The 24683-nt window shown below is 61.1% G+C and carries 30 protein-coding genes; 21 read left to right on the top strand and 9 right to left on the bottom strand.

All coding sequences use genetic code 11. The features are described from left to right. The first annotated feature begins 17 nt into the window (after window positions 1-17). Window positions 18-425, top strand: a complete 408-nt coding sequence (locus tag M0765_RS19230) for a hypothetical protein (protein WP_258505420.1) — start codon at window positions 18-20, stop codon at window positions 423-425. A gap of 24 nt (window positions 426-449) precedes the next feature. Continuing rightward, window positions 450-800: a hypothetical protein gene (locus M0765_RS19225; RefSeq protein WP_258505419.1), complete on the top strand. Its 351-nt coding sequence runs from the start codon at window positions 450-452 to the stop codon at window positions 798-800. 171 nt (window positions 801-971) lie between these two features. Here the strand turns inward: M0765_RS19225 and M0765_RS29030 are convergent, their stop codons facing one another. The 6 genes from M0765_RS29030 to M0765_RS19200 form a co-directional block, all read right to left on the bottom strand. After that, on the bottom strand, window positions 972-1397 hold the full coding sequence (locus tag M0765_RS29030) for a plasmid partitioning protein RepB C-terminal domain-containing protein (protein ID WP_342456025.1): 426 nt from the start codon (window positions 1395-1397) through the stop codon (window positions 972-974). After that, window positions 1394-1816 (bottom strand): ParB/RepB/Spo0J family partition protein, encoded by a 423-nt coding sequence (locus tag M0765_RS29025; protein WP_342456024.1) that lies wholly within the window; start codon window positions 1814-1816, stop codon window positions 1394-1396. The genes M0765_RS29030 and M0765_RS29025 overlap by 4 nt, the downstream gene beginning before the upstream one ends. Then, on the bottom strand, window positions 1813-2715 hold the full coding sequence (locus tag M0765_RS19215) for a plasmid partitioning protein RepB C-terminal domain-containing protein (RefSeq protein ID WP_258505418.1): 903 nt from the start codon (window positions 2713-2715) through the stop codon (window positions 1813-1815). Before M0765_RS19215 ends, M0765_RS29025 begins: the two co-directional genes overlap by 4 nt. Then, complete coding sequence (locus M0765_RS19210) at window positions 2712-4277, bottom strand: recombinase family protein (protein ID WP_258505416.1); 1566 nt, start codon at window positions 4275-4277, stop codon at window positions 2712-2714. Before M0765_RS19210 ends, M0765_RS19215 begins: the two co-directional genes overlap by 4 nt. 143 nt (window positions 4278-4420) lie before the next feature. Then, on the bottom strand, window positions 4421-4852 hold the full coding sequence (locus M0765_RS19205; RefSeq protein WP_258505415.1) for a hypothetical protein: 432 nt from the start codon (window positions 4850-4852) through the stop codon (window positions 4421-4423). A gap of 102 nt (window positions 4853-4954) precedes the next feature. Continuing rightward, window positions 4955-5338, bottom strand: coding sequence for a nuclear transport factor 2 family protein (locus M0765_RS19200; protein ID WP_258508338.1), 384 nt, complete (start codon window positions 5336-5338; stop codon window positions 4955-4957). 198 nt (window positions 5339-5536) lie between these two features. On the opposite strand from M0765_RS19200, the gene M0765_RS19195 reads away from it, so the two are divergent. From M0765_RS19195 to M0765_RS19140, 12 genes are all read left to right on the top strand, one after another. After that, on the top strand, window positions 5537-5884 hold the full coding sequence (locus M0765_RS19195) for a hypothetical protein (RefSeq protein WP_258505414.1): 348 nt from the start codon (window positions 5537-5539) through the stop codon (window positions 5882-5884). Window positions 5885-5946: 62 nt separating this feature from the next. Beyond that, on the top strand, window positions 5947-6288 hold the full coding sequence (locus M0765_RS19190) for a hypothetical protein (protein WP_258505413.1): 342 nt from the start codon (window positions 5947-5949) through the stop codon (window positions 6286-6288). A gap of 134 nt (window positions 6289-6422) precedes the next feature. Further along, window positions 6423-6785 carry a DUF2845 domain-containing protein gene (locus tag M0765_RS19185; protein ID WP_342456023.1) on the top strand — a complete coding sequence of 121 codons (363 nt, stop codon included), beginning with the start codon at window positions 6423-6425 and terminating at the stop codon, window positions 6783-6785. 218 nt (window positions 6786-7003) lie between these two features. Next, window positions 7004-7582: a hypothetical protein gene (locus M0765_RS19180; RefSeq protein WP_258505412.1), complete on the top strand. Its 579-nt coding sequence runs from the start codon at window positions 7004-7006 to the stop codon at window positions 7580-7582. A 472-nt stretch (window positions 7583-8054) separates the two neighbouring features. Further along, window positions 8055-9209, top strand: a complete 1155-nt coding sequence (locus M0765_RS19175) for an alpha/beta hydrolase family protein (RefSeq protein ID WP_258505411.1) — start codon at window positions 8055-8057, stop codon at window positions 9207-9209. A gap of 236 nt (window positions 9210-9445) precedes the next feature. Continuing rightward, entirely contained in the window at window positions 9446-10003 is a 558-nt protein-coding gene (locus M0765_RS19170; protein ID WP_258505410.1) for a hypothetical protein, read from the top strand. Between the two features lie 121 nt (window positions 10004-10124). Continuing rightward, a complete protein-coding gene (locus M0765_RS19165) occupies window positions 10125-10397 on the top strand; it encodes a hypothetical protein (protein ID WP_258505409.1) in 273 nt (90 codons plus the stop codon). A gap of 224 nt (window positions 10398-10621) precedes the next feature. Beyond that, on the top strand, window positions 10622-11347 hold the full coding sequence (locus tag M0765_RS19160; protein WP_258505408.1) for a hypothetical protein: 726 nt from the start codon (window positions 10622-10624) through the stop codon (window positions 11345-11347). A gap of 17 nt (window positions 11348-11364) precedes the next feature. Continuing rightward, window positions 11365-12297 carry an ankyrin repeat domain-containing protein gene (locus M0765_RS19155; RefSeq protein ID WP_258505407.1) on the top strand — a complete coding sequence of 311 codons (933 nt, stop codon included), beginning with the start codon at window positions 11365-11367 and terminating at the stop codon, window positions 12295-12297. A gap of 70 nt (window positions 12298-12367) precedes the next feature. Next, entirely contained in the window at window positions 12368-12637 is a 270-nt protein-coding gene (locus tag M0765_RS19150) for a hypothetical protein (protein ID WP_258505406.1), read from the top strand. Window positions 12638-12659: 22 nt separating this feature from the next. Beyond that, window positions 12660-13238, top strand: coding sequence for an imm11 family protein (locus M0765_RS19145; RefSeq protein ID WP_258505405.1), 579 nt, complete (start codon window positions 12660-12662; stop codon window positions 13236-13238). Between the two features lie 254 nt (window positions 13239-13492). Beyond that, the gene (locus tag M0765_RS19140; protein WP_258505404.1) at window positions 13493-13690 is read left to right on the top strand and encodes a hypothetical protein; all 198 of its coding nucleotides are present in this window, start codon (window positions 13493-13495) and stop codon (window positions 13688-13690) included. A 127-nt stretch (window positions 13691-13817) separates the two neighbouring features. On the opposite strand, the gene ggt is transcribed toward M0765_RS19140, so the two are convergent. Together ggt and M0765_RS19130 are read right to left on the bottom strand one after the other, a co-directional pair. Further along, window positions 13818-15449, bottom strand: coding sequence for a gamma-glutamyltransferase (gene ggt, locus M0765_RS19135; protein WP_258505403.1), 1632 nt, complete (start codon window positions 15447-15449; stop codon window positions 13818-13820). 24 nt (window positions 15450-15473) lie between these two features. Further along, window positions 15474-16460 carry a Bug family tripartite tricarboxylate transporter substrate binding protein gene (locus M0765_RS19130; RefSeq protein WP_258505402.1) on the bottom strand — a complete coding sequence of 329 codons (987 nt, stop codon included), beginning with the start codon at window positions 16458-16460 and terminating at the stop codon, window positions 15474-15476. A 102-nt stretch (window positions 16461-16562) separates the two neighbouring features. On the opposite strand from M0765_RS19130, the gene M0765_RS19125 reads away from it, so the two are divergent. After that, complete coding sequence (locus M0765_RS19125; RefSeq protein WP_258505401.1) at window positions 16563-17531, top strand: LysR family transcriptional regulator; 969 nt, start codon at window positions 16563-16565, stop codon at window positions 17529-17531. Between the two features lie 112 nt (window positions 17532-17643). On the opposite strand, the gene M0765_RS19120 is transcribed toward M0765_RS19125, so the two are convergent. After that, window positions 17644-18282 (bottom strand): TetR/AcrR family transcriptional regulator, encoded by a 639-nt coding sequence (locus M0765_RS19120; RefSeq protein ID WP_258505400.1) that lies wholly within the window; start codon window positions 18280-18282, stop codon window positions 17644-17646. Window positions 18283-18420: 138 nt separating this feature from the next. On the opposite strand from M0765_RS19120, the gene M0765_RS19115 reads away from it, so the two are divergent. The 6 genes from M0765_RS19115 (at window position 18421) to M0765_RS19090 (ending at window position 24293) form a co-directional block, all read left to right on the top strand. Then, window positions 18421-19611, top strand: coding sequence for a M24 family metallopeptidase (locus M0765_RS19115; RefSeq protein ID WP_258505399.1), 1191 nt, complete (start codon window positions 18421-18423; stop codon window positions 19609-19611). Window positions 19612-19786: 175 nt separating this feature from the next. Further along, window positions 19787-20623: a Bug family tripartite tricarboxylate transporter substrate binding protein gene (locus M0765_RS19110; protein WP_258505398.1), complete on the top strand. Its 837-nt coding sequence runs from the start codon at window positions 19787-19789 to the stop codon at window positions 20621-20623. Window positions 20624-20636: 13 nt separating this feature from the next. Further along, entirely contained in the window at window positions 20637-21869 is a 1233-nt protein-coding gene (locus M0765_RS19105) for a M24 family metallopeptidase (RefSeq protein WP_258505397.1), read from the top strand. A 7-nt stretch (window positions 21870-21876) separates the two neighbouring features. Beyond that, window positions 21877-22383 carry a GAF domain-containing protein gene (locus M0765_RS19100; RefSeq protein ID WP_258505394.1) on the top strand — a complete coding sequence of 169 codons (507 nt, stop codon included), beginning with the start codon at window positions 21877-21879 and terminating at the stop codon, window positions 22381-22383. Further along, window positions 22380-23369: a Bug family tripartite tricarboxylate transporter substrate binding protein gene (locus M0765_RS19095; protein WP_258505393.1), complete on the top strand. Its 990-nt coding sequence runs from the start codon at window positions 22380-22382 to the stop codon at window positions 23367-23369. The genes M0765_RS19100 and M0765_RS19095 overlap by 4 nt, the downstream gene beginning before the upstream one ends. 42 nt (window positions 23370-23411) lie before the next feature. Next, window positions 23412-24293 carry an alpha/beta fold hydrolase gene (locus M0765_RS19090; RefSeq protein ID WP_258505392.1) on the top strand — a complete coding sequence of 294 codons (882 nt, stop codon included), beginning with the start codon at window positions 23412-23414 and terminating at the stop codon, window positions 24291-24293. Window positions 24294-24683: the final 390 nt, after the last annotated feature.

The following is a 24683-nucleotide window of genomic DNA, read 5'->3' as shown; positions in this document are numbered from 1 at the left end:
TGCTCAAGGAGATGACCATGGACCAAGCTGAACTCTTCTTCCCGCGGCCGGTGCCTGCGGCACCGATCGACGTCGCACCGCAGGAGGCGAGCGATGACGATGTGCCATTCCGGTTCGAAGAGGTGGAGCCGGAACCGCGCGTGGCCTACCTCGTGCGGCTCGCGGACTATCCGCATCCGGCGGCCGATGCGGTGAAGGTGGCGGAGCAGCGCTTCCGGCGCGAGCTCGACCGGCAACTGGGCCATGAGGTGGTGCCGGCGCTGCGTGCGTTCCAGAACGCGAGCGAGTCGGGCGAGAGCGATCTCACCAAAGACGAGATCGCGCTGGCCAAGCGCTGGATCAAAGCTTTCGACGCGGGCAGGACTGCGGGCTTTCGCGATCTGGGCGATACCGACGAAGCCTATTTCGCCGTTCGTGTTCTGTGAGATGGCAGCAGCTACGATTTGGTCATGACGAAAGAGATTGCTCGCCTTTCCCCGGCAAGCTGCGTCCAGCTACTCGATGCCCTGCAAGCGTTGGGGTGGGAGTTCGAGCATCCCGTCAGCGCCGAGATCACGGGCTGGAGCAATCTAGGTGAAGAGATCAGCCTCATTTCTCCAGAGGAGGCCTTCGTTTTTCTTACAGCGGCGGTTGGACACGGTGTCCAGCTTTGGGCTGCTCCGGATAGAGATCTGTTTCTGAGCTGCGGGAAGACGCTGCAGATCTACTTCGATGGATTTACTCCTGAGGAAGGCACATCGCTGCAAGCCGCATTGCGAGCCCGCGGATTGAAGTTCGATGTGAGCGACGACGGCGCCTAACGGAACCGATGCACAAGTACGCGCTCGCGTCCCCCGGGCGGGATTAGGCCCCTGGCGGAGAGATGAGGGATTAAGGTGGGCGTGGAAAATCTCAGTGCGTCCTTGGGTGAGGGCCTCGTTTTACCCCCGACAACTTTCAAACATCCGCAGAGGTCGCGTTGACCAACCCCATCAACTGCTCGAGCACTGCCCCATGGTTGCGCTCCAGGTACCGGAACACCGATTTGTTGTCGACCAACTTGGAGATGTACCCCTGGCCAGCACAAGGTTGAGCATGTCCTCCCCGAAGGTCTGCTCGATCATTCGGTAGTGGTCTTGCAGGCCGGACATCTCCCGCTCCATCCGATCGACTTGCTCCTGGCTGACGCCTCTGCCTTTGTGCACGGCCTTTCCCTTCACCAGCATTTCTGCGGCGGTGGCCATCACCAAGGCCCGCGCGTATGCGACCGTGATGCTGTTCGCGGAGATCATCAATTCGACCGCCTCGACCTGGCGCGTCGGCTTCATCTTCCGAAGCGACGCCGTGATCTCTGGGGAGAATCGGCGATCTTTGAGCAGATCCACGGCCTCGGGACAGACCCCGTCGAGCAGGGTCACCTTTTTATTGATCTGGGCCAGATCCACGCACAAAGCGTTCGACAACCGCTCAGGGAGATGCCGCGATCAATGGCGCGGCGCATCATGAAGTGCTCCTGCACAGACGACAAGCGGTTGATCCGGTTGTTGTAGGTGTATGACTCGTCGTCTGTCGCCACCAGACACGGCACCTCCGTGTTCCCCAACTCTTTCAGCGCCAGCAGACGGATGTGTCCGTCGAGCAGTACGTGCTGGCCCGTTTTCCGGTCGACCGCGCTGACGGCAAGCGGCTCGATGAGACCGATCTCCCGGATTGAAGTGACGACCATCCGGTATTTCTTGGTCTCCAGCAGTCTGATCGGCGGCTTGCGCGACGGCAGGACGTTGTCGATCGGAACCATCATGGGTTTCGGCAGGAAACCGAGCTCGACGGTCGTCACCCCAGACTCCCATGAGACCCGATGCGATCCGCCAGGTACTTCGGCAGCGCATCCAGACCCTCTGCCCGCAGTAAGGTCACGAAGTTCTCTTCGGCAAAGAGCTGCCGCAAGGCGCCGGCGACAAAGAGAAGTCGCTGCTGGGCGAAGGCCGCCCGGCGCACCATCAATTGCTGCCGCTTGACCTCTTTCTGATAGGTACGCACGAGGCTCGACGATGTGACATCGGATTGCTGGCGCGACGGATGCCGATCGATCGAACGGCCCAGGTGTTGGCGACTCTGCACCAGGCGTCGAGCGTCCATGAGCTGCCTCCCGCGCAACTGCCCCGTTTCGTAGGCCTCCTGCAATGCCGCCTGCACGGTCTTGTCGCTGTCTCCCGCTCGGGAAATCTCAAGTGCGATTGTCAAGGGGACTTTGCCGCGTTCGACCGCCACGAGCAGACGCTCCTCCCCTTGATCGATCAGCGTGAGAATGTCTGTGACATACGGCAGCGTGAGTCCCGTCTTCTGGGCGATCACGGCCGGAGAGTAGCCCTTGACCTTCAACTGGGTGATGCCCGCCAGAAGCTCCAAAGGCCGGTACACACGGCGGGCCACGTTCTCCGCGATGCCCATGATGAAGGCACCCTCATCGTCGATCTGTATCACCAACGCCGGCACGCGCGTCTCGCCGAGCTTGCGCAACGCCCTCATCCGTCCCTCGCCGCAGACCAGGAGATAGCGCTCGGCGCCATCGCTGCCCGGCCGCGGCGTGACTGTGATCGGTTTCTTCAACCCGATCGCGCCGATGTTCCTGACGATCTCCGCAAACACCTCCTCGTTGCGATCGCGCGGGTTGAGGACTTCGATGCGATCGATGGGAATCATCCGCAGATCGCCCGCGGTGGACCTGACGGTCATGCCGCTCTCCGCAGGCGAATCTGGGCCGCCATCCCGTAGAGGTATTCCAGCGTGTCGAAGCGATAGCTCTCCAGCTCCACCGCATTGTGCTCAGCCAGGCTGAGGCGCGGCTGCGCGTAGTGGAGCCGCGGGAGCAGGTAATAGTCAAAGGGCTTGTCGTTGCCCGGCGCCAGCCGCACCGCGACGGTGATGTCGGGGAGCAGTCCTGTATCGAAGCGGATCTTCCAGCGACGACGGCCGTTCTCGCCGGTCTGGCAACGTGCCAGAGCCAGGGAGACGCTGAACTCGTGGTTGACGTCCAGAAGGTCCGTCGCCGGGTCCCGGTACAGCCGCCCGCCCAGGCTTTCCATCTCGGACTCCGCCTCGGCCACGATTCTCGGGTGAAGGCGCCTGAGGAAGCGGTTGACCTCCAGGTACTGGTAGTCCCGCCCGGGCGTGAAGCCCACCATCTGGTACGCCCTGATCAGGCTGCCAAACCGGTGCGCATAGACCGCCGACGAGGGCATGCCTTCCGCTTCGTCGATCACCAGGCCAGAGAGAAACCCCCGGTGCCGGTAGAGGCCAAGCAGGCGGTCAATCAGCTCCTCATTGGAGTAGCGGCGTGCGCGGGCACGGATGATGCCCTGCGCCGTGTAGAAGACGTCTCGCGTGACGATCGGCTCGAACGCGTCATCCTTGCGGATCCACATGTCCGGCGTGTTGACCACGCGCAGCTTCTTGAGCTTGAAGGAGATGCGGTTGTAGACGTTGCTGCCGATGTATTTTTCGTTGATCAGCACCTGGTGGACCGTGGCCCGCGTCCACTCGCGGTCCAAGTCCGTCCGGGTGTGCATCATGTTGAGCCGGCGGGCGATCTCCGACTCGACCAGCCCTTCGTCGGTGAACCATTCGTAGATCTTCTGGACGGTCTTGACTTGGTCTCCCGGCCCGGGCGTGAGGATGACGCGGTCGGTCTGGAGACTCTTCTGTTCGCCGCGCTGGAGTTCGGTCTTGACCGCGCCCGATTGGTCCACCAGCATTCGCCGCAGGCCGAACCCCGCCGCACCACCTTGCCGGAAACCGAGCTCCACCAAGCGACATTGACCAGCGAAGACCTTGGTCGACAGTTCGCGGCTGTACTCGCCCGCCATCGCCCGTTTGACCCCCTTGACGATGGTGGAGACGGGAGAGCCGTCGTTCTCGAACTGTTCCGCGCAGTAGGCCACCTGGATGCCCGCGCGACGGCAGATGTATTCGTAGTAGGCGCTCTCATCGGCATCCTGGAAGCGCCCCCACCGGCTCACGTCGTAGACGAGGATGATGGTGAAGTCGGCCGTCCCGGCCTGGACGTCACGGATCAGGCGCTGCAGCGCGAGCCGCCCGTCGATCCTCAGCCCACTCTTGCCCTCATCGGCGTAGGTCCTGACGATCTCGATGCCGCGGTGCGCGGCGTATTCGCGGATCTTGTCGTTCTGATTGAGGGTGGAGTACTGCTGGTGCTCCGTCGACATCCGAACATATTCCGCGGCGCGAAACAGGGGGGCACTTGTGTCCGCGTCAACCCCGATGTGGTTCTGGTCCATGCGAGTACCCCTCCAGTCCGATCAAGCGAATTCTTCGCTGCGAACGCCTGGCGACACCGGGTGCCCGCACACCGGCAAGGTACCAGTCCTGTGACTCGGGATCGATCAAGTCCTCTCTTTGCAATCACCGAAATGCGACATGCTTAGGCGGGCTGGCGAGAAAGCACAGTGATCTGAACCGTCCACGCGACCATCTTTGCAAATCCGAGACCCTCTAGCGGACGCAGTTCGTAGAGGCCATCATCGAAGAATGGCGTGCCATTCGACGCATCCATCTTTGCAATACCGGCGGTGGAGCGCTTGGCGTTGCGGCCACGCTGGTCGATGCGATTGCGGGCTGCGTACTCCGGATGATTCTTCCGATACGCTGACCAGTAGGCGGAATTTCGTTTCGACCATGCGCGCTGGGCCTGCGCCTGGTTCTGGAGGTAGTCGGGATCGCTCCGCCGCTTTGTTTGCTGCCAAAGCCGTCGTCGTTCGCGCTGGCACTCAGGCTCTGCGCAGTAGCGTTGGTGGGGCGCCTGCGCACGAGGGAGGAATTCGCAGCCGCAAGCGGTGCACCATCGTTTGTCCATGAGCCTCTCCAAGAAGGTGCCCGGTGGAGGACCTGCGTGGTGTTGCTCGAATTTAGAGGCAACTTCGATGGATACTCGGCCGGCAAGGGTGGAAGGTGCGCGCTATCTCGCCGGAAGTGGCGGGCGATTCTTGCGGTACGAGTTCTTGACCGCAATCTTTCCCTCCCGGAAAGTGAACACGTCGCAACCGTTGACCTCGACGCGCGAGCCGTCCGCCCGCGTTCCGGTGAATGTCCATTCGGACACCCCGCGGTCGCCGCAAACGAAGTGATGAGGGTAAAGCCACCGCGCGTCGGGAAAAGTCTTCCAGGCGTCGGAGAAGCCGGCCTGAACGGCCTCTCTGCCGATGTACGAGGTTCCGCAAACCTCGGGGCCGGCGGACGCTTCGAACACACAGTCGTCCGTCATGAAGCTCATGAGCGATTCAACATCGTGCCTGTTCCAGGCATCGGCGAAGGCCTGCAGGGTTGCAACAGTGACATTCATACTTCCCCCAATCTGGTGCGACTTGGGATTGTTGCTCAGGTGAGTCGTCGTAGCATTGGAAAGCTCGAGCGCACCGGTAGCATGATGTTTGGTCAGCATTCGCCCACGGCCGGCTACAGTCGGCCAAGATCGGACATTTGGACTTAAGTCAGAATTCGCTCCAACTGGTGATCACCACAGCAGAGAAGGCCGAACGTCATGAGCGATTCCGTTGTCTTGTATCGCCCGACCGGGCCAGAAGAACTCGCCCTTGTTCGGGAGAGTGGATTTACCAAGTGGCCACCCCGCCTGCCGGAGCAACCCATTTTTTACCCGGTGACCAACGAGCAGTACGCCGTTGACATTGCCAGTGACTGGAACGTCAAAGCCGGTGGGTATGGCTGTGTCACACGGTTCCACGTCCGAAAGGAGTTCATGGACCGTTACGAGATTCAGAAGGTCGGAGGCGTGAACCACACTGAATGGTGGATTCCCGCGGAAGAACTCGAGGAACTCAACAAAAACATCGTCGGACTGATCGAGGTAATTCGAGAATTCAGAGCCTGATGTGCAGGCAGGTCTCGGCCAAAAGCTGCCCTTCGCATCTATTGGTCGCCGCCCCAGAAGCTATGAAGAAGTTCAAACACCACGTGTACTTTGCCATGCCGCGCCAGGAGCAGAGGCATCTGTTTCCGCACGTCTGCTTCTCGTGCCGTAAGTCCTTCAAGAAACCAACGCGGGAGATTGCTCGGCTCTGCCCGCAGTGCCACGGACCGATGGTGATGCTGAGTCGGAAATTTTCGGCGCCAAGAATGACCGACGTTGAGCAGTGGCGTAAGGTCGAGTTCCTGGTCAGCCACGGGTTTCGCTTTCAATCCATCCACAAGCAGCCGGGTGGATCACTCGTGGACTACCCTGCGACCTTGGCCGAAGCTAAGCTGTTCTTCGAGCGACATGCCGGCCGAGTCTGATAGCGGCTGAAAGCGGACATCCGAGCTCGGCACAAAGCAATCGGAAAACACACCTCGGCTGTGAGGCGATAGAGTGTCGAGCAAAGCGTCCCTTTGATGATCGGCATGAAAAGCTCTCCTCTCCGCCTGAGTCATTGCGTCCTCCCCGGTGGGCTTGTTGGCTCACGGCGGCATTCGTAGCCTTATTTATTCCCACCGTTGAAGCTTCTCAATCTTTGGGTTGCAACGGGGCACTCGTGAGCAAGGGTGACTCGCCGCTTTCGCTGCTTCAAAAGTGCGGCGAGCCGATCTATCGCCAGAACGTCTGCGTCTCAATGCTGCAGCTAGGCTGGGTGGTGACGCCCTATCGTGCGGGAAGTCCTGGTGCGATTCTCGCGAATCAATGCGTTCCAATGGAGGAGTGGACGTACGACCGAGGACCAGGCACGTTCTATGGAGTTGTTCGCATCTACAACGGAGCGATTGAATCCGTGCGCGACGGTGACCGCAACCGATGAGATCCCGACGGCCGCGGACGCCCGCGAGGCGTTTCGCGCAAGCGCTTCAGCCGGCGGCAAACGACGGTTTGGCTTCGCGAGCGGCTCGTGCTGGATGACAGAATCGTCGGCTGAATTCGGCCAAAAGCAGAAGTTCGACATGCCCTTCCGATTTCCCGGCTGTGGTCGCTGCGATGGGAAAGGGGCCAGAATTTCCTCAGTTGAATCCCACTTCTGCAATGACCAAGAGAACTTTGATGAACGTTGCCCATTCCCGATCAGCTGCCACCTCGGCGATGTTGCTGTCTGGCCTCGCCTTGGCCGCATGCACACCCAAATACATCCAGCCGGAAGAGGGAGGCGCTCTTGTCCGCCTGCACCTCACTGATGCCAGACTCTTTGCGATGGTTCACACATACGAGAAAGAAGCGTGCGAAGGCCCGCGGGCGATCGGACTCATCGGTGGGGCAAGGTTCGTCAACGCGGCCGGGGATTCGAAGCGGGTTATTCCGGCAATGCTTGGCAGTAGCGGAACGCCAAAGCCTGAAACCATCGAAGTACGAGCGCATGCGAACAAACCATTCACTGTTCTGTACTCGCAGATGGGCCCTCACGATGCATTAGTTGCTCGAAGCTGCAAACTGCCCGTTACCTTCACTCCGCGCGCCAGTGAACAATATCAAATTGACTACTCGTACGAGTCTGGCCGCTGCTTCTCCATTGTCAGTCGGCTCGTGTCAATCAATGATTCGATTCACAAGGAGCCTGTCGCCAATGTCTTCAAGGAGAGCGCGACGTGCAGTCCATACGTACGCTGAACGCACTTGACCACCGGAACTAGTCTTTACTCAAGACGGGCGACAACAGTCGGCCAAGACCGGAAGTTCGTCACGCCCCTCCAATTTGCAGCTAGTAGGGCCTTGCCCACGCGTGCACGCCGGTTAAGGTCGGCCACAAGCCGACATTCACTAACGTGCCATGTCTTGTCACCGTCGACATGTCGTCCATCGAAAGCTGGGACGCGGCGGCTTCAGCCACGCGCCAAGAAGAAGGCGAACCGCCGCCATTCCAGCCAACGGGCCGCACCAGGGACCTGCGCCCTTTCCCGCATCACCGGGCAGTAACATTGCGCGCTCACGAACAAGGGAGACGAATGAGGGCAGCATTCTGGCGCGTGCTGGTGGCGGGGGCTGGATGGCTTGCACGAGCATCACGGCGCCCGCGCAGACGGCGTGGCCTCCCTCCATTTCCGTCTTTAAACCCTCGGTCTCCGAAAGCCCGGTTCCCGCGGTGCTGCCCACTGACGTGACTGTGCGGCCGCCCGATCCTGCGCTGGTGCCGGACAAGGCCCGTTTCAGCGGGCTGTGGCAGGGCTGGGCCTGCCCGCGTGCGCAATGCGATGTGCGCATTGCGGTCGAGCAGGTCGGCGAACGCGAGGCGACGGTGGTCTATGCAGGGGCCAATGCCTGGCAGGGCTTGATCACCGACCGTGCCGTCGGCGAATTCGAAGGCGGCGAGCTGCGGCTGCGCCTGCGCACCGGCGCCAGGCTGGTGCTGCGCCTGCGCGAGGGCAGCGGTGACATGGAGATGTCCCTGTGGCGGCCCGACACCCAGTTGCTGTCCTTCGGCGTGCTGACGCAAAAGCCGTTGAAGCCGACGTACACCCGCCGCGTCGACCGCGTGCCCACGCCCTGGACCGAGGACGGCAGGCAGCAGACGCTCGAGATGGTGGTGTACCAGCCGCTCACGCCGGGACCCTACCCGACCCTGGTCTTCAACCACGGCTCCACCGGCACGGGCGACAAGCCCGAGTGGTTCCGGCTCACGTGGACCGCGCCCGAGGTGGCGCGCTATTTCGTGGACAAGGGCTGGCAAGTGTTGTTTGCGCAGCGGCGCGGGCGCGGCCAGTCCGACGGGCTGTACGACGAGGGCTTTGAGCCCGACCGCTCACGCTACGCCTGCCGGCCCGAACTCACGATCCCAGGTCTGGACCGTGCGGTGGCGGATCTCGATGTCGTCATGACGCATGTGCGTGCGCGCGACGACGTGAACCCGCAACGCATGCTGATCGGCGGCGTATCGCGCGGCGGAATTCTCGCCGTTGCCTATGCAGGCGCGCATCCGGACTGGTTCCGCGGCGTGGTGAACTTCGTGGGCGGCTGGGTGGGCGACCGATGCGTGCATGCCGATGCGGTCAACCCGGTGATCTTCAGACGCGGTGCTGCCTTCGCGCAGCCCACACTGTGGCTCTACGGCGACAAGGACCCGTTCTACACGTTGCGCCACAGCCGCAGGAACTTCGATGCCTTCATCGGGGCCGGTGGCCGCGGCACCTTCGAAAGTTACCCGCCGCCACCGGGACTGGACGGGCACTCGATTTATTTGGACCAGTCGCTGTGGGCGCCGGCGATGGATCGCTACCTGGCGCAGATTGCAGCGCCGTGACGAAGCGATGGCCGTTGCGATGACCGACCGTGGGTATCCACTGGAACGAATAGGTTCAATCCAGGACTTGAGCAAGTTGGGTCAGGCTGGACGAGGCCGTCGGCAAACGCTTCACCTTCGTCGCGGACGGTCGCGAGGCTACAGTCGGCCAGGAGCGGCCATTGGCGACTGCGGCGGCGTTGGTTGGACCCGGCACTTAGACAGCCGTATGGAACGATCTTCTCGGTACTAGAAAAATGAAACGCTACATCTCTTTGTTTGCGCTTGCCATCTTCTTTGGGTCTTACGTACCGGCGTTCGCCGAAGACCCAACTCCACGGCCCGAGATTGAAAGATTTGTTCATGCTTTCGGCGCAGTAGAGCGGTTTCAAGCTCGGGCTGCCGCCTACCTGAAGGTAGCAAAGAGGCCACCTGCAAGTGTTGAAGCAGAGCAAACCCATCTCTTCATGGAGCGAGTAGCTGCCGCCAAGCCGGAAGAACTTCTGCCAGCTTTCGTAGACGTGCTTAGTGCGGAACTCTCTCCGACCGAAGCAACTGAAATGGCTGAAGCGTTTGAGACCCCCATGGGTCACAAGATCATCTACATGTCCGCTGATTCACAGCGACTATATGGTGGCGACATTCTCGCTGCGCGTGACGCGAACCCGCTGTCAATCGAGGAGCGCAAGCAACTTCGCGAGTTAAACGCTATGCCAGGGTGGAAGACGTACCTCCAGTGGATGAAAAACAACTCGTTTAGTGCTCGACTTCCACAAGCTCTCCTGGCTCTCCCTCTCCTTTCGGATCTTCGTTGAATGATGTGGGCCATTTGATTTGATGCCGGAGTTTGGCCGGGTTGCTCACGATCAAGTCAAAGCGTCCACGGCAGAATCCGGCCCAGAACCAGACCTTCACCAGCAGGTTAGATTCGCGCTCATGACACGTTCACCAACACCTCTCGAGGCCGCCGCCGGCAAGCTCATCGCGGCGATTCAGAAGGAGTGGGGCATCGAAGCTGGCGAGCCGGAGTCGGCTGCGAGTGAGAACGTGATGCATGCTGCGCACGACCTGCTGCAGGCCGCTTCGAAGTTCGGGTCAATCGTGAGCGTCACTGGCTTGGGCTCCGTATCGACGTTTTTGGGCGAGCAGTGGGTTCAGGCCCATCCGCAAGTCCTGCCATACATCGCGGCCCTTGAAAGCGCTCAATGAGCAACGGACGGCAAGCGGCCAAAACCGGCCAGTCGACTGCGCCTCTGAATACGCTGCAACTGAAAGCCCATGGCTACCTATTACGTCCTTGCCGCCGCGACCCAATCGCTTCCTACGCCCCTGCGAAGTTAATGTGGATGAACTGTCGGCCGGCGCAGAAGACAAAATGCCGCCAACGCCAAACATTGGCGGGGTGAAAAAAACCAGACCAAAGTCAAAGCGCCATGACCTTGCTTGCTGACCGTGAACTGCAGGTCCTCTTTCAAAAGGTGCAAAAACTTTTGCCCTTTGAGTCGACCGATCTTCGCCAAGCGAACGTTCGCTCGACTCCGCTTGATCTAGACGAACTCATTGATCATCCCAACGAGTACTTGGCCGGCATGGCTGAAGCTGCCCTCAAAGGGAAGGAATCCTTCTGGTCAGACGCACAACTGATACTTGCACGCTGGAAATCAGGGCCATCTGCGTTCGATCCGGTTCTGGGCAACGAGGGATTTGTTGCAGTCTTGGCTGCGCTCGCCGAATTGCCTGAGCAATCATTCCAGGGCTCGCTCGGAGTCAGCCGCCATCTGCCCTCAAAAATCGATGATGCGGCCGCCTATCGGTGTACGGCGCTGCTCGTGCTCATCAGCCTTCGTTCGATCTGCTTCGGAGAACGCCGTGGACTCGACCAGGTTGCCGATTTTGTTGAGCGCAAAGGATGGCGATTCGCGAGGCTCCTGCCGGATCATGTTGGCCTCACCATCAGCGGATTTCGGGTGTTCTATGGGTACACGCATAGCCTCGAAGATGCGAACGCGCTTCTGGACTGGGGTCGAAATATTTCGGCCGCGAGAAAAGATCCGTGCGTTCAAGTCTCTCTGCTTGCTGCTATCTATTCGCTTTTGGCAACGATCGGACGAACTGCACTTGCCAACGACCCCGAAATCCTGCGGCGCTTCGCGCGATAGTTCATTTTGGACGGCAAATGAATCTGTTACGAACTTTCTGCACCGCTATTGCTTCCGTATTGCTGGTGTACGCCAGCGCGGCATCTGCACAACGAGCGACCGAAGCATCGGCGAGCGAACAAGAGATGTTGGAGGCCATCGAGACTCTCAACTACTCGCGGGCAGAAAAGCTGCTTCAGCGTGGCTTCGTTCCAAACACGCCATTCTCGGGATCAGGTACTTCGGCAACGCATGTCGCCGCACGCATCGGTGATGCGAAGATGCTTGCGCTTTTCGTTGAGCATGGCGCGACAGTCGATTTGCCGACACAAGACATCAGGAGGGATTCGCCACTCTTGATTGCCGCAGATGCGGGAAATCTGGGAACAGCTCACTATCTGCTGGCTCATGGTGCAAATCCGAACTACCAAAATGGCGTCAGGAACGACGACTATGCCGTCGCTCACTACGCCAACACGAGCCAGAACGCATTGAAGATGCTGAAGTTGTTGAGTCTCTACAAGACCAACTTCAACGTGACTTCCCTGACCAAAACTTCCGTCTTGAACACTGCAATTTTCTCAGGCCACGCTGACGCTGCAGACTTTCTGTTGACCAATGGCGTCGACGGAGAAGCGAAGGACCTTGCCGGATTGCGCCCTGTATGCCATGCAGTTCTTCAAGAAGACCTAGGCGTGATTCGCGTCATGGTCAAACATCGCGTCTCACTGAATCATCTTGATTGCGCTGATGGCGTGTATGGTGGGCTCTCACCGCTGCACGTCGCGTCCGGGGCCGGATCGATAGAAATCGTGCGCGTGCTAACGAAGGCTGGCGCGAGCTTGGAATTGCGTTCGACCCGAGGAATGCTCCCGGAAGATCTCGCCAAGGCGCAGGGGCACACGGAAATTGCATCCTACCTAAGAGGGCTGATGATGGGGCGCCGAAAGCGGGGCGCGCATATGGGTTGAGGCCGCAGTTGGCGAGAGCCGGAAGCTGTCGACGGCAGAATTTGGGGAAGCTATGTCACTTCGTGAGACCTTGAACAACCTCCAAGGGGCCATCTCGGCCGCCTGGACCAACTCGCCTGACGAATACCCGGATTGGAGCAGTTGGACATTCGAAACTCACTTGAGGGACTTGCGCGACCTATGGGCACTGGCAGAGCCACGGCTGAGAAACCGCGACGTGGCTCAGGAGGTTGGTTCGGATCTGATGAAGATGATTGCAGCATTCGAATCAGGTGACAAGCCCACCGGCAGGAGCCTTGCCGGCAAGCTGTACAACCGGCCAATCTCGAAGCTGTCTTGAGAAGCAGACACCGAACATCGAAATGACAAAGCTGCTGACCCTCAATCTTCGGCGAGACGTCCCGGCACCAGAAGCGACTCCTCATCAAGCGGACCTCGCCAGGATATTTGACGACTTGAGCATCGAACTCAATGAAGGTCAGCTTTGCGGACGGAACTGGGAGCGGATGAGGGTCGCCCTTCGAGATGATCGGGAAGGCCCTGCGGGGTTGACCGACTTCATCATGACGGTCCCTTTTTGGATCGTCTCACAGCGGTTTGCGCTCCTCTTGCAAGCACATCAGTGCCAATGCGAATTTCTTCCTCTAGAAGTCACCTATAAGAAGACGAGCCTGACGGGCGAGTTCTTCGCGCTCAATGTTTTGGCCGTGGAGGGAACGGCAATCGATTTGTCTCAGTCGAAATTTGATCCGCGGCTGCTCAAACATGGCTTGATGAGGGATGTGAGCAAGCTCGTTCTGAAGCCCGACGCATTAACCTCTACGCCGCTGGCATATCTACCGCAAATTGGTCAAATTGCAGTGCAAGATGGGTTGTCCAAAAGAATCGAGCAAGAGCTTCTTGCCGTGAAATTGCTAGAGCCTTCAGTCTTCACCAGTTGATTGATGAAGCTCCCGCTCCCATAGGACAACAATCGGCCAAAAGCGGAAATGCGCATGCGGGCAGAGTTGCCACGAACCGGTCATCCCAAAACACTTGAGGGCGGAATATGCCGTCAGTCTTGATTCGTCTTGACCCCCGCCGTATGGAGAACCCAGATACTGATCTTCGATACGTTGTGCCTAATCGCCTGGCTCAGGTTTCGAGCGGAATTCTGACGGGCAGCGGCTTTGACTACGAAGACGGAACTGATGCAATGCTCATCTATCTGTCCACCGAAAACCTGGATGCAGCACTCCCCTTCGTGATCGAACTCCTAGAGAACGAAATGATCTATGAGAACCGGTTGGCCGATTCAGCCACAGTCGGAACTTCACCGCTTGATGAGGCGGAGCGCCCTGCCGACTTCGCGGTCGTCTACCCAAATGCCGAAGCTGGCGCACGTATGGGTTGAGGCCAGTCGGCCAGAACCGGACGTTCCCGAAGCGCGCGCGCACTGACACGCGACGGACAACAATCGGCCAGCATCAGCGGCTTTTCAGTTCCCTCCAGCGCCTCAATAGCAATTCGCACCGAACCGGTCAGCGCGCAGAATCCATGCGCAGCCGGTACGCCACGCCATCGCGGCCAGGGTCGGCGCCGCCATGCAGGCCATCGGCCTGCACCTGCACGCCGTGCACCCAGCCGATGGTGTAGTTGTACGGGTTGCGGCCGATGGCGTAGCCCTGTGCTTCCAGCGTGCGAGTGGTGGATCGGGGAATGCGGTTGCACACGTCGATGGAGTTGCTGGTAGACGAGAAGCGCGGCGCAGACACGGCAGCTTGCATCTCCATGCCGTGGTCGATCACGTTGACCAGCACCTGCAGCACGCCCATCGCGATCTGCGTGCCACCGGGCGCGCCGAGCACCACGTCGAGCTCGCCGTCCTTGAAGGTCATCGTGGGGCATGACGAAGTGAAGCGGCTCTTGCCCGGCTGGATGCTGCCGGCGCGGCCCGGCCGCGGGTCGAACACGCCCATGCAGCCGTTGTACAGAAAGCCCATGCCGGGGGTGATGACGCCCGAGGGCATGGCCAGCGAGTGGGTCAGGGAGACGGCGTTGCCGTCGGCGTCCACCACGCTCAGGTGGGTGGTGTCGCGCGGCACGGCCGCACCGGGGTTCACGCGCTCCACGTTGAAGCGACGGCCGGTGCGGATTTGCTCGGCCACGTCGCGGGCCATGTCCTTGGACAGCAAGTGGTCCAGCGGCACGTCGAAGAACTTCGGATCGCCGATGCAGCGGTCCTTGTCGATCGTGGCCTTCTTCATGGCCTCGCACACCGTGCGCAGGTAGGCGGGACTGTTGTGCTCCAGGCTCGCCAGATCGAAGTGCTCGAGGATGTTGAGCATCTCCAGCAGCATGGCGCCGCCGCCCGGAGGCTGGTTGGTCGTGATGGTGCGGTCGCGGTAGCGGCCCACCAGCGGCGCGTTGCGCTGCACCTCGTAGCGGGCCAGGTCCTCGCGCGTGATCAACGCGCCCAGGGACTGCAGGTGCGCCACCATCTTGTGCGCCAGCTCGCCCTCGTAGAACGGGCGCGCGCCTTCCTCGGCAATCTGACGCAACACGGCGGCCATGCCTTCGTTGCGCAGCGGCGCACCAATGGGCTTGGGGCGCCCGTCGGGGCGGCAGTACAGCTGGCGGCTGTCTTCGCAGTACTGCAGCCGCTCCAGGTTGCCGACGCGGCCCATGGTGGGCTCGTCGGTCCAGAATGCGTGCATGCCCGGGCGCACGAAGTAGCCGTCGGCCGCCCAGCGGATGGCGGGCTCCACCACCTGCCGCCACGGCAGACGGCCGTGCGCTTGGTGCATGGCTTCCAGGCCCTTGAGCGTGGCGGGCGTGCCGATGGATTGGGGGCCGATGTCGTTGACGCGGCCCTTGAGGATGAAACCGAAGCCGTCTTTGGTCTCGCCCTCCAGCAGGTGCTCCCACATGTCTTCCCTGGCCGCCCGTGGTGCGGGCGAGTGGAAATCGAAATACTCGTGCACCTGCGCGCCGGGCTGGTACACGGCGGCGGTGCCAAAACCTGCGATGCCGCACATCAGCGGATCGACCACGGTCTGCGCCAGCGCTGTAGCCACGGCGGCATCCACCGCGTTGCCGCCTGCGCGCAGGATGTCGATGCCGGATTCGGCTGCCTCCGGCTGCGGGCAGACCACCATTGCTTCTTTTTTCATGAGGTATGTTGCGCGGTCGCCGGGTTACTTGGCGCTGAGGTTCAGCGACCCGAGCGTGGGCCCCCAGGCCTTGGCATCGCGAGCCGCCGTCTCCATGACGAGCGCGGAAGCCCCCGACATGGCAATCACGCCCATGCTCTTGAGCTTGGCCTGCACCTCGGGGCTGTTGTGGAAAGCCGCCGTCGCCTTGTTGAGCTTTTCCACGATCTCGGTCGGCGTGCCGGCGCGTGCCACCACGGCGCTCCAGCCCATGTTGTCAAAGCCCTTCACGCCCAGTTCGCCCAGCGTGGGCACGTCGGGCAGCTCAGGGGTGCGCTGCGGCGACAACACGGCCAGTGGATTGAGCTTATGGTTCTTGATGTGGGGCAGCGCCGTGCCATACACCGGTGCCATCACTTCGGTCTGCCCACCGATGGTGGCCAGGATGCCGTCCGCCTCGCCCTTGTAAGGGATGTGGGTCATCGAAATGCCCAGGGCATCGCTCACCAGCTCGACCGCCAGGTGGGTGGAGTTGCCCAGGCCGGCGGACGCGAAGTTCAGCTTGCCCGGCGCCGCCTTGGCTTTTTCCGTCAGGTCCTTGAGCGTCTTGATGCCCGTGGCCGGGTTGGCCGACAGCACGAAAGGCACCGTGGTCAGCATGGTCACGCCCACGAAGTCCTTCTCCGGGTTGTAGGGCAGCGGCTTGTAGGTGAACTGGTTGAGCACCATCAGCGACACGCTGCCCAGCAGCAGCGTGTAGCCATCGGCCGGCGCGTTCAGCGCCGTCTGCGCGGCAATGATGCCGCCCGCGCCGGGCTTGTTCTCCACCACGATGGTCGCGCCGATGGCCTTGCCTGCGTGTTCGGCCCACATGCGTGCGATCGTGTCGCTGCTGCCGCCCGGGGCCTGCGATACGACCAGGCGCACTGGCCGGCTGGGGTAGGAGGCCTGCGCGTACACGGTGGTGGCCGTGGCGGCCGCGACCGCGACGCCCATCAGGATCTTGTAGACGTTCGTGATTGCTCTAGACACAGTGATTCCTCTGAGACTCTGACATAAAAGATGAAGTAATTTTCATGACAACCCTGCCATCCACCTAGTGAAAATGCAAAATGGAGTCATGAAGGTTTACTCATGATCGAGCGTGCAGAAGGCCTCTCCTGGGCGCGGGGCATCAAGGTGCGGCATCTGGAGTCGTTCCTGGTTCTCGACGAGGCGGGCACCCTGACGGAGGCGGCGGCACGGCTGCACATGACGCAATCAGCCATGTCGCACTGGCTGGCCGAGCTTGAGCGCGTGGCCGGCACGCCGCTGATGGTGCGCGGGCGCAAGGTGCAGCTGACACCTGCGGGGCATCTTCTCAAGCGGCTGGCCATCACCGTGCTGGGCGACATCGCCCGCACCGGCCGCGAGATGCATGCGGTGGCCGCGGGACGCGTGCCGCGTCTGAACGTGGGCAGCGTCTGGGCAGGCATCGCCGGCGGCCTGCCCGAAGCCGTGACCGCGTTCCAGCAGCGCCATGCCGATGTGGCCGTGTCCATTCACGATGGGCTGTTCGACGACCTGCTCAAGGGCCTGGACACGCGTGCCATGGACGCCGTGATCGGCGTTCTGGATGCAAGGGCGCACCAGCCGCAGCTCGCGCACCACGTGCTCTTCGACGACCACGTGAGCATCGTCATCGGCCAAGGCAGCAAGCACTGGGACAGCGAGCAGCCGCCGTGCTTTGCCGACGTGCTGCGGGAGCAATGGGTGATGCCGCCCCTTGGCACGCTCACTCGCATCCAGATGGATGCCTACCTCATCGAGCAACAAGCATCGTGGCTGGTGCCCAAGGCAGAAACCGCCTCGCTGGCCATGATGCAGGCACTGCTACAAAAGGGCGACTATGTCGGCGTGTGTGCGGAATCCATGGCCGATCACCTGGCCTCACTGGGGCTGCTAAAGAAGATCGCCATTGATTCGCACATCCGCTTCGGGCCGATCACCGTGGTTTGGAATCGCGAGCACATCTCGGCCACCCTGATGGATTTCATCGACTGCCTGAAGTCGCATGCGCGGAGCTTGCCTGCCGCGCCAGTTCAGGGCGCCGCCAACGCTTAGCGCCGGTCGGGGCGGTCTGATCCGTGCGGCGTACTCGCGGGTCAGGTTCAAGGAACAACGTGCGCTTCGGTTCGCCCAACTTGGATAGTTCTGCCAACGAGATCGCGATCGACTAGCTTTGCTCCGCCAGGTGCCGCTTTGCCATTGATATCCAAAGATCAAGCACTGGCTCGTTGGGATCAGAAATGTTCAAGGTGTCGTAGAGCGCCATCCCTCGCAACACGCAAAAATTGAGCCTCAAGAACGTCGAAGCCTTTTCGAGGTCGCCGTCCAACCCCGCGATGCGCCGGAACATGTCATCACGCGCGACCGTCCACGTCGCAAGCAAACCCTGCAGTCTGGCGCGCAGCGGCTCGTCGTGGCGCGCCGCCAGCATGAGTTCGATGGCAGCGATGTAGTCGGGGCGATTGAAAACCTCGCGCCACAGGTAGCGCAATGTTTCGTCCAGGGTCGGCTTGCCGTCTCGATGCATCAGGATGGCTCTGCGCTCTTTCCAGCCATTCAGCAGATGCTCGAATGCAGCGGCCAGAATGTCGACCTTCGTGGGAAAGTGGTGGGTCTGCGCGCCCTTCGAGACTTGCGCGTGCTGAGCAATCAATGCGGTTGTGACCCGCTCATAGCCCACATCCGAGAGCAACTGCAGCGCCGACTCGCAAAGCTTCTGGCGGGTTTCGCCACTGCGCTCCGCGTGACTGCGCCGCACGCGCCGTCCGGGTTTCTGAAGCGTTCCGACGGATTCTGTGATTTCCATGACGTGGATTGTCAGCGGTCGCCAATGCGCCGGCCCACCGCAGAAAAAATATGCAAAGGTCATTTACAAACCGTCTGGTCGGTTTATAGAATAAGAGCGCCAGATGCGATCAGCGTGTCTGAACCTTTTGGAGACCGAATGCCAAAGTTGACTCAAGCGGTGTGGCGCTACAGGTACGAAAAAATGACACAGCTCATGGACGAGCTTGCTGTGGACGCACTGGTCTTCACGACTGCCGACTTCTTCCAGTACGCGACCAACTTCCACACGGACGTTCAGCCTTGGGAGCGGCCCATCTTTGCGGTCATTCCCCGTCAGGGCGAGGGTTTCCTGGTCATGAACGAGCTTTCGACCAACCACATGCGGTTCTCAAAGGAAGCGCAGAAGGTGTGGATCACGGATGTGACGTTCTACGCCGAGCATCCGATGGTTCAAAACCGCTTGCCGCTCATTTCGCAGCTGCCCGAGGTGTTGGCGGATCGCCTCAAGCGCGCCGGGCTCCACCGCGCACGCATCGCGACCGATGGTGGAAGCAGCGTTCTGGCGGCCGCCCAGCGCCTGCTTCCAGATCTGCACGTCCGCGTGGCGACTTCGGAATGCCGCAGCTTGCGCTGGCAAAAGCACGCGGAAGAGCTTGCCGTGATGCAGGCAGTGGCCGAGCTTTCGGACTGGGTTCAGGACCGCTACCGCGAAAACATCAAGCCCGGCCGCTTGGTCCAGGAGCTCGACTTCGCAATGGCGAGCCTGTTCGTGCAGGAAGCCGCAGAACGCTTTCCTGGTGAGCAGTTCGAAGTGATTCGTTGCTGGACCTTGAGCGGTCCCGCCTCTGCGTCTCCGCACGGCGACGGCGCTTCCTGCGGTGCCCGGATCAAGGAAGGCGATGTGCTGGTAAACATCGTTATCCCACGGCTGAATGGCCTGACGATCGAGAACGAGCGCACGTGGTTCTGCGGTGCCCCGGATGATCGAAAAAAGGCGCTCTGGTGCGCAGCCCGAGACGCCACGGCAGCGGCCGTTGACGCTGCTGTCACGGGCAGGCCGGTGTGCTCCATCGATGCTGCCGCTCAGGCGGTGATCGAACGCGCAGGTTTCGCCGACTGCATTCGCCACCGTACGGGCCATGCCATCGGCATCGTGCACCACGAATACCCCGAAGACATGGCATTCAGCCAACGGCCCTTGCTGGACAACGAGGTCTATTCGGCGGAACCGGGTCTGTACATGTACGGCGTCGGCGGGTTCCGCCTGGACGACACGGTCGTGGTGGGGGCAACACCGCGCGTGCTCACGAAGACCCCGAAATCGCTCGAATACGCAACCGTTGGTTGAGTCAGCACACCTCGATCACACAACTCCAAGGCCCCGCCATGACGTCTCGTCGCACAGTCCTCCTCGGGCTCGTCGCAGCAGCTGCGCTGTCTGCAACTAACGCATTCGCCCAGGGCTTCCCTTCCAAGCCCATCAAAATCGTGGTCCCCAGCCGTCGGGCTCCGGCCCCGACACCTTGGCCCGCACGCTTGGCGACGTGCTTTCGAAAAGCCTTGGCCAGAGCGTCTTGGTCGAGAACCGCCCAGGGGCCAACGGGTCGCTCGCTGCAAGCTACGTGCTCTCGCAGCCCGCTGATGGCTACACCCTCTTCATGGCGGGCGTGTCCAACATGGCGTGGAATCCGCACCTCTACAAGTCGCTCTCTCATCAGCCCGCACGCGACTTCGCCGGCATAGCCGTGATCGCCAACACGCCCTTCGTGACGGCGGTCGCGCCCAGCCTGGGCGTCAAGACGCTGCCCGAGCTGATCAAGATGGCCAAGGCCGAGCCGAACCGTCTGAGCTATGCGTCCGCAGGCATCGGCAACTCTACGCATCTTGCGACCGAGCTGCTGAAGTCCCGCGCGGGCATCCAGATGCAGCACGTCCCGATCAGCGGTGCCGGAGGCCCGAATGCTTTGACCAGCGTCATGGCAGGCGACACGCCCGTGATCACGACCGTTCCGGTAGGCGTTGTTCCTCAGGTCAAGGCCGGCAAGCTGATTGCGCTTGCTGTAACCGGTGACCAGCGTCTGCAACAGCTGCCGGACGTCCCCACCTTCAAGGAGCTGGGTATCGATATGGAAGTGCCCGGGTGGTACTCGCTCGTCACTCGCACCGGCGTGCCCGCCGAAGTGATTGAACGTTTGAACGCAGAGATCAACAAGGCGTTGGACACCGCCGAGATGAAAGAGCGCTTGAACGGGCAGATGCTGATTGGCATCAAGTCGAAGCCCGCAGACGTCCAACTTATGACCAAGCGGGACTCGGCGGCATGGGGGCCCATCATCGAACGGCTGGGCATCGCGCAGTAGAAGAGGACCGACGATGGACCGCAAGTTTGATGCGCGTCAGGATGCTGACTTCAGGCGCCGCCACGTGGCGTTGGTCGACGCAGTGCGCTCAGCGGGCCTGCGGCACTATGTCGTCACCGGTTCGGAGAACATCTTTTATCTCACCGGCGCCACTTTCGATCCTCTGGAGCGTCCGTTTTTCCTGATCGTCGGCGCAGATGCATCGCGTCACATGCTGGTGCCGGTGCTCGAGGTGGACCATATGCGCAAGGCCTGGGGCCTGGATCAGCAAAACATCCACTTCTACCGCGAGTTTCCGGCGCCGAGTGGCGAAGGATGGTCCGAGCGGCTGCTGGACGGCAAACTGCTGTCCGGACCCTTCGCGTTCGATGACAGCTCACCATTTGCGGTCGGCCAGGTGTTGAGCAAGGCCGGCGGCCACGCATCGGACGTCTTGGCTGACATTCGAATGGTCAAGTCCGAGTGGGAAATCGAGCAGATCGAGCGCGCCGCCCGATACGCAGACTGGGGCGTTCGGCAGGTCATGCGCGCTGCCTGGAATGGCGGGTCCGTCGCAGAAACCTACGCGCCGACCCAATCGCTCATGCGCAAGATCATCAGGGAAGTCCCAGACTGGGACGCGCTTGCCACCAAAGTGATTGCTGCTGCTTGGCCGGCGCCGATGAGCGCCGAGCCCCACTCGATCCCTCGCATCGATGATCGCCTGGGCGCGGGGCCGCATGTGGCGATGGTGTTGACGCGGGTCAATGGGTACGCGGCCGAGTGTGAACGCACGTTCTTCACTACCAGCCCGACGCAGGAGGAGCGCGAGCGTTTCGCGACCATGGTTCGCGCCCGAGAGGTCGCTTTCAAGATGATTCGCCCCGGCGTGGCTTGCGCAGAAATCGACGCCTCGGTCAATGCGTTCTTGAACGCTGAGGGCTTTGGAGATTTTCGGACTCGGCTGCATCGATGCGGGCACGGCTTCGGGCTGGGCAACCATGAGCCGCCGTGGATCGCCGTTGGCAGTAGTCACGTCTTGGCCGAGAACATGCTGGTGTCCGTCGAGCCGGGAATCTATGCCAGCGGCGTTGGAGGCTATCGCCATTCCGATACCGTTCTCGTAACGCGCGATGGCTACCGCTGCCTCACGCAAGTCCCCACCGGGATCGAGGCACTGGTCATTGGCAAGAAGAACTTCCGTCATCGAATTGCGAGCTACCTGACACGGCGCACCTTGGGTCTGTCGGCTGCAAGCTCCTCCTGAGCCTCCCATGGTCGATCCCAAGCGATTGCTGGCTGATCTGCATGTGGCGGCACCTCCCGACACGTCCGGATGGCAGACTGCGACAAGCGCTTTGGACCGGGCGCTGCAAGGTTATCCCGGCCACCGGCTGTTCACCATCCTGGCCATCGACTGGGCCCGCAACGAGAACCAGCGGGTCTACTCCAGTGCGCCCGAGAGCTACCCCTGTGGGGGAGCCAAGCCGCTTGTTCCAACCAGCGAGTTCTACCAAGAGGTAATCCTTGGAGGCCGTGCTCGGATCTGCATCGACCGCGAGGCATGCCGGCGTGCGTTTCCAGACTATGCGCTGATTGAGGCGCTCGGATGCGAATGCGCCCTCAACGTGCCGGTGCGCCGAGGAGGAGCCACCATCGGCTCTCTCAACCTGCTGCACGTTGGCGGCTGGTACGACCCCGAAATGCTTTCCCCGCTGATGCTGTTCGCGGATTACGCGTCAGCCCTCCTCGTTCGTCGCTCTTTTGGAGTGCAAGCATGAAGATCTCTCGCCGACACGCCGCATCCGCGGCCATCGCCGCACTTGGCCTGCTGTCGCTCGCGCCCCGGGCGCAAGCCAATGACGCAGCCAGCTATCCAACGAAACCGATCACGATCGTCTATCCGTATGCCAGTGGCGGCGCTTCGGACACTTTGGCTCGCCAGGTCGCCGATGTAATCTCAAAGTCGCTGGGTCAACCCGTGATTGTTGATCCCAAACCTGGCGCAGGGGGATCCACCGCTTTGGAAATGGTCACGCGGGCACCTGCCGACGGCTACACGCTGGTGCTGTCCGCCAGTGGCACCATGGCCGTCAATCCGCACATTTACAACCTTAAGTACAAGCCTGTCGAAGACCTCGCCCCGATAACTATCCTGGCCGAGATTCCGTTTACCGTCGTCATCAACAGTTCGTTTCCTGCGCAGAACTTGAAGGAGTTCATCGCCTACGCGAAAGCCAATCCTGGCAAGGTGAGCTTCGCCAACGCCGGCATCGGAACTCAGGCTCATCTGACACAGGTGATGTTCATGAAGGCAGCGGGAATCACGGCCAACATCGTTCCGTACAAGGGCGGCGTGCCGGCCAGCACCGATCTCTTGGGAGGGCATGTTGATGCCATGATCGACAACGCAGCCGCCCAAGTGGCGAACGTTCAAGCTGGCAAGGTCCGCGCGTTGTTCGTCACGACCCAGGAACGCAGCGCCTCGCTGCCGCGCGTGCCAACTGCAGACGAAGCTGGACTACCAGGCTTCGTGACCTCTGGATGGTTCGGCCTTGCCGCTCCCAGAGGCACTTCCCAGGCCATCATCGACAAACTCAACGCAGTGATTGTCAAGGGCATGTCCCAGCCAGAAATGCGCAGGAAGATGATCGAAGCAGGCTGGATGCCTCTAGGCGATTCACCGAGCGATGCGACAACCCGCGCTCGGGGCGATCTCGCGCGCTTCGGGGCGCTGGTCCAGCAGATCGAATTGAAGAAAGAATGACCCGCGCATGTCGTGCGAGCTCGGCTTTTTAGGAGCGTACCAATGACCACCAATGCTCAACTCTCTCGGCGCGCTTGGATGAGAACAGCGGGAGTTCTCTCTGTATCTACGCTCGCGGCAAGCGGAACAAGCAGTGCAGCACAGCTTCCGTCGTCCAAGCTTTTTTATACCGATGTGGGCTCCGGGCAAAACGTCATGTTCCTGCACGGCTGGGCTTGCGACTCGCATGACTGGAGTTGGCAGCTCCCTGTATTCGAGTCGAAGTACCGAGTTGTTTGTGTCGATTTTCGAGGTCACGGGCGGTCAGCCGCGCCTGAAACGGGATACACGCCGCAAGAGTTGGCCTCAGATGTTGAAGCGCTGATCGAAAACAAGTATGCGGGTCAGAAGTTCGTGCTTGTGGGTCACTCAATGGGAGGTCAAGTCGCCGCGATTCTCGGCGCCAGCCGACCAGACCTGGTCAAGGCGATCGTGTCGGTCGATGGGACCTTGGGCGTACCAGCAGGGGCGCAACCAACGTACGAGAAGCTAAATTCGGACATCAAGGCCGGGGTCCCTGGGGAGGTAATCCCCGCCGTTTTCAGCGGGCTCTACTCGTCAGAGTCTGAGCGCGCGGTAATCCGCTGGCACACGCGACGCATCCAAGGCATGCCGGCTCATGTGCTTCGCCAGTCCATAGGCCCGCTATTTCTGGGACCCGACCAGGTTGCCATGGGGCCGAAGAGCGAAGCGTTGTGCCGCAGTCTGACGATGCCCGTCTACTCCATGCACCGATCCCAGGCGCGTGTGGACACGGTGGCTCCTTGGTTCAAGGCGCCGAAATCAACAACTGAATTGTGGCAAGGCTCAGGCCATTGGATCATGCTTGACCGAAAGGATGCGTTCAATGCGGCAGTTACCGCCTGGATAGATGCCTTGCAATGACACATACCCACTCATGCGATCTGCGCAGACGGGCTCGTGTAAGCCGGGCAAGCAACCGCTCTTCAAGGCATGAAGCGGCTGCGATCGGCAACGGTCGGCTCTGCGCCTAGTGCGGGACCCTGGGCACGTGAAAATTGCAGAGCGCCTAAGCGCGAAATAGCGCAGCGGTGCTGCGAAAGTGAGGCGGCAGGATCGGGTTTGCGTGCCCAAGAAGCTCTTCGGCGGATTCTCGTTTGATGGCAGTAGATCTGGCTTCATTCGCGCTTTTCCTGGGTGCCACAGCCTGATTGGACGATTGCAGTGGCACGGATCCCAATCGCGCATTTAGGCAAAAGCGCGCCGTGTGGCTCCGACCGGCTCAACCACTTCGCGCATCGAGCGACCGCTTTC

Source organism: Variovorax sp. S12S4 (genome assembly GCF_023195515.1).
In the GTDB taxonomy this organism is placed as follows: domain Bacteria; phylum Pseudomonadota; class Gammaproteobacteria; order Burkholderiales; family Burkholderiaceae_C; genus Variovorax.
This window is presented reverse-complemented; position numbering and strand designations above follow the sequence as displayed.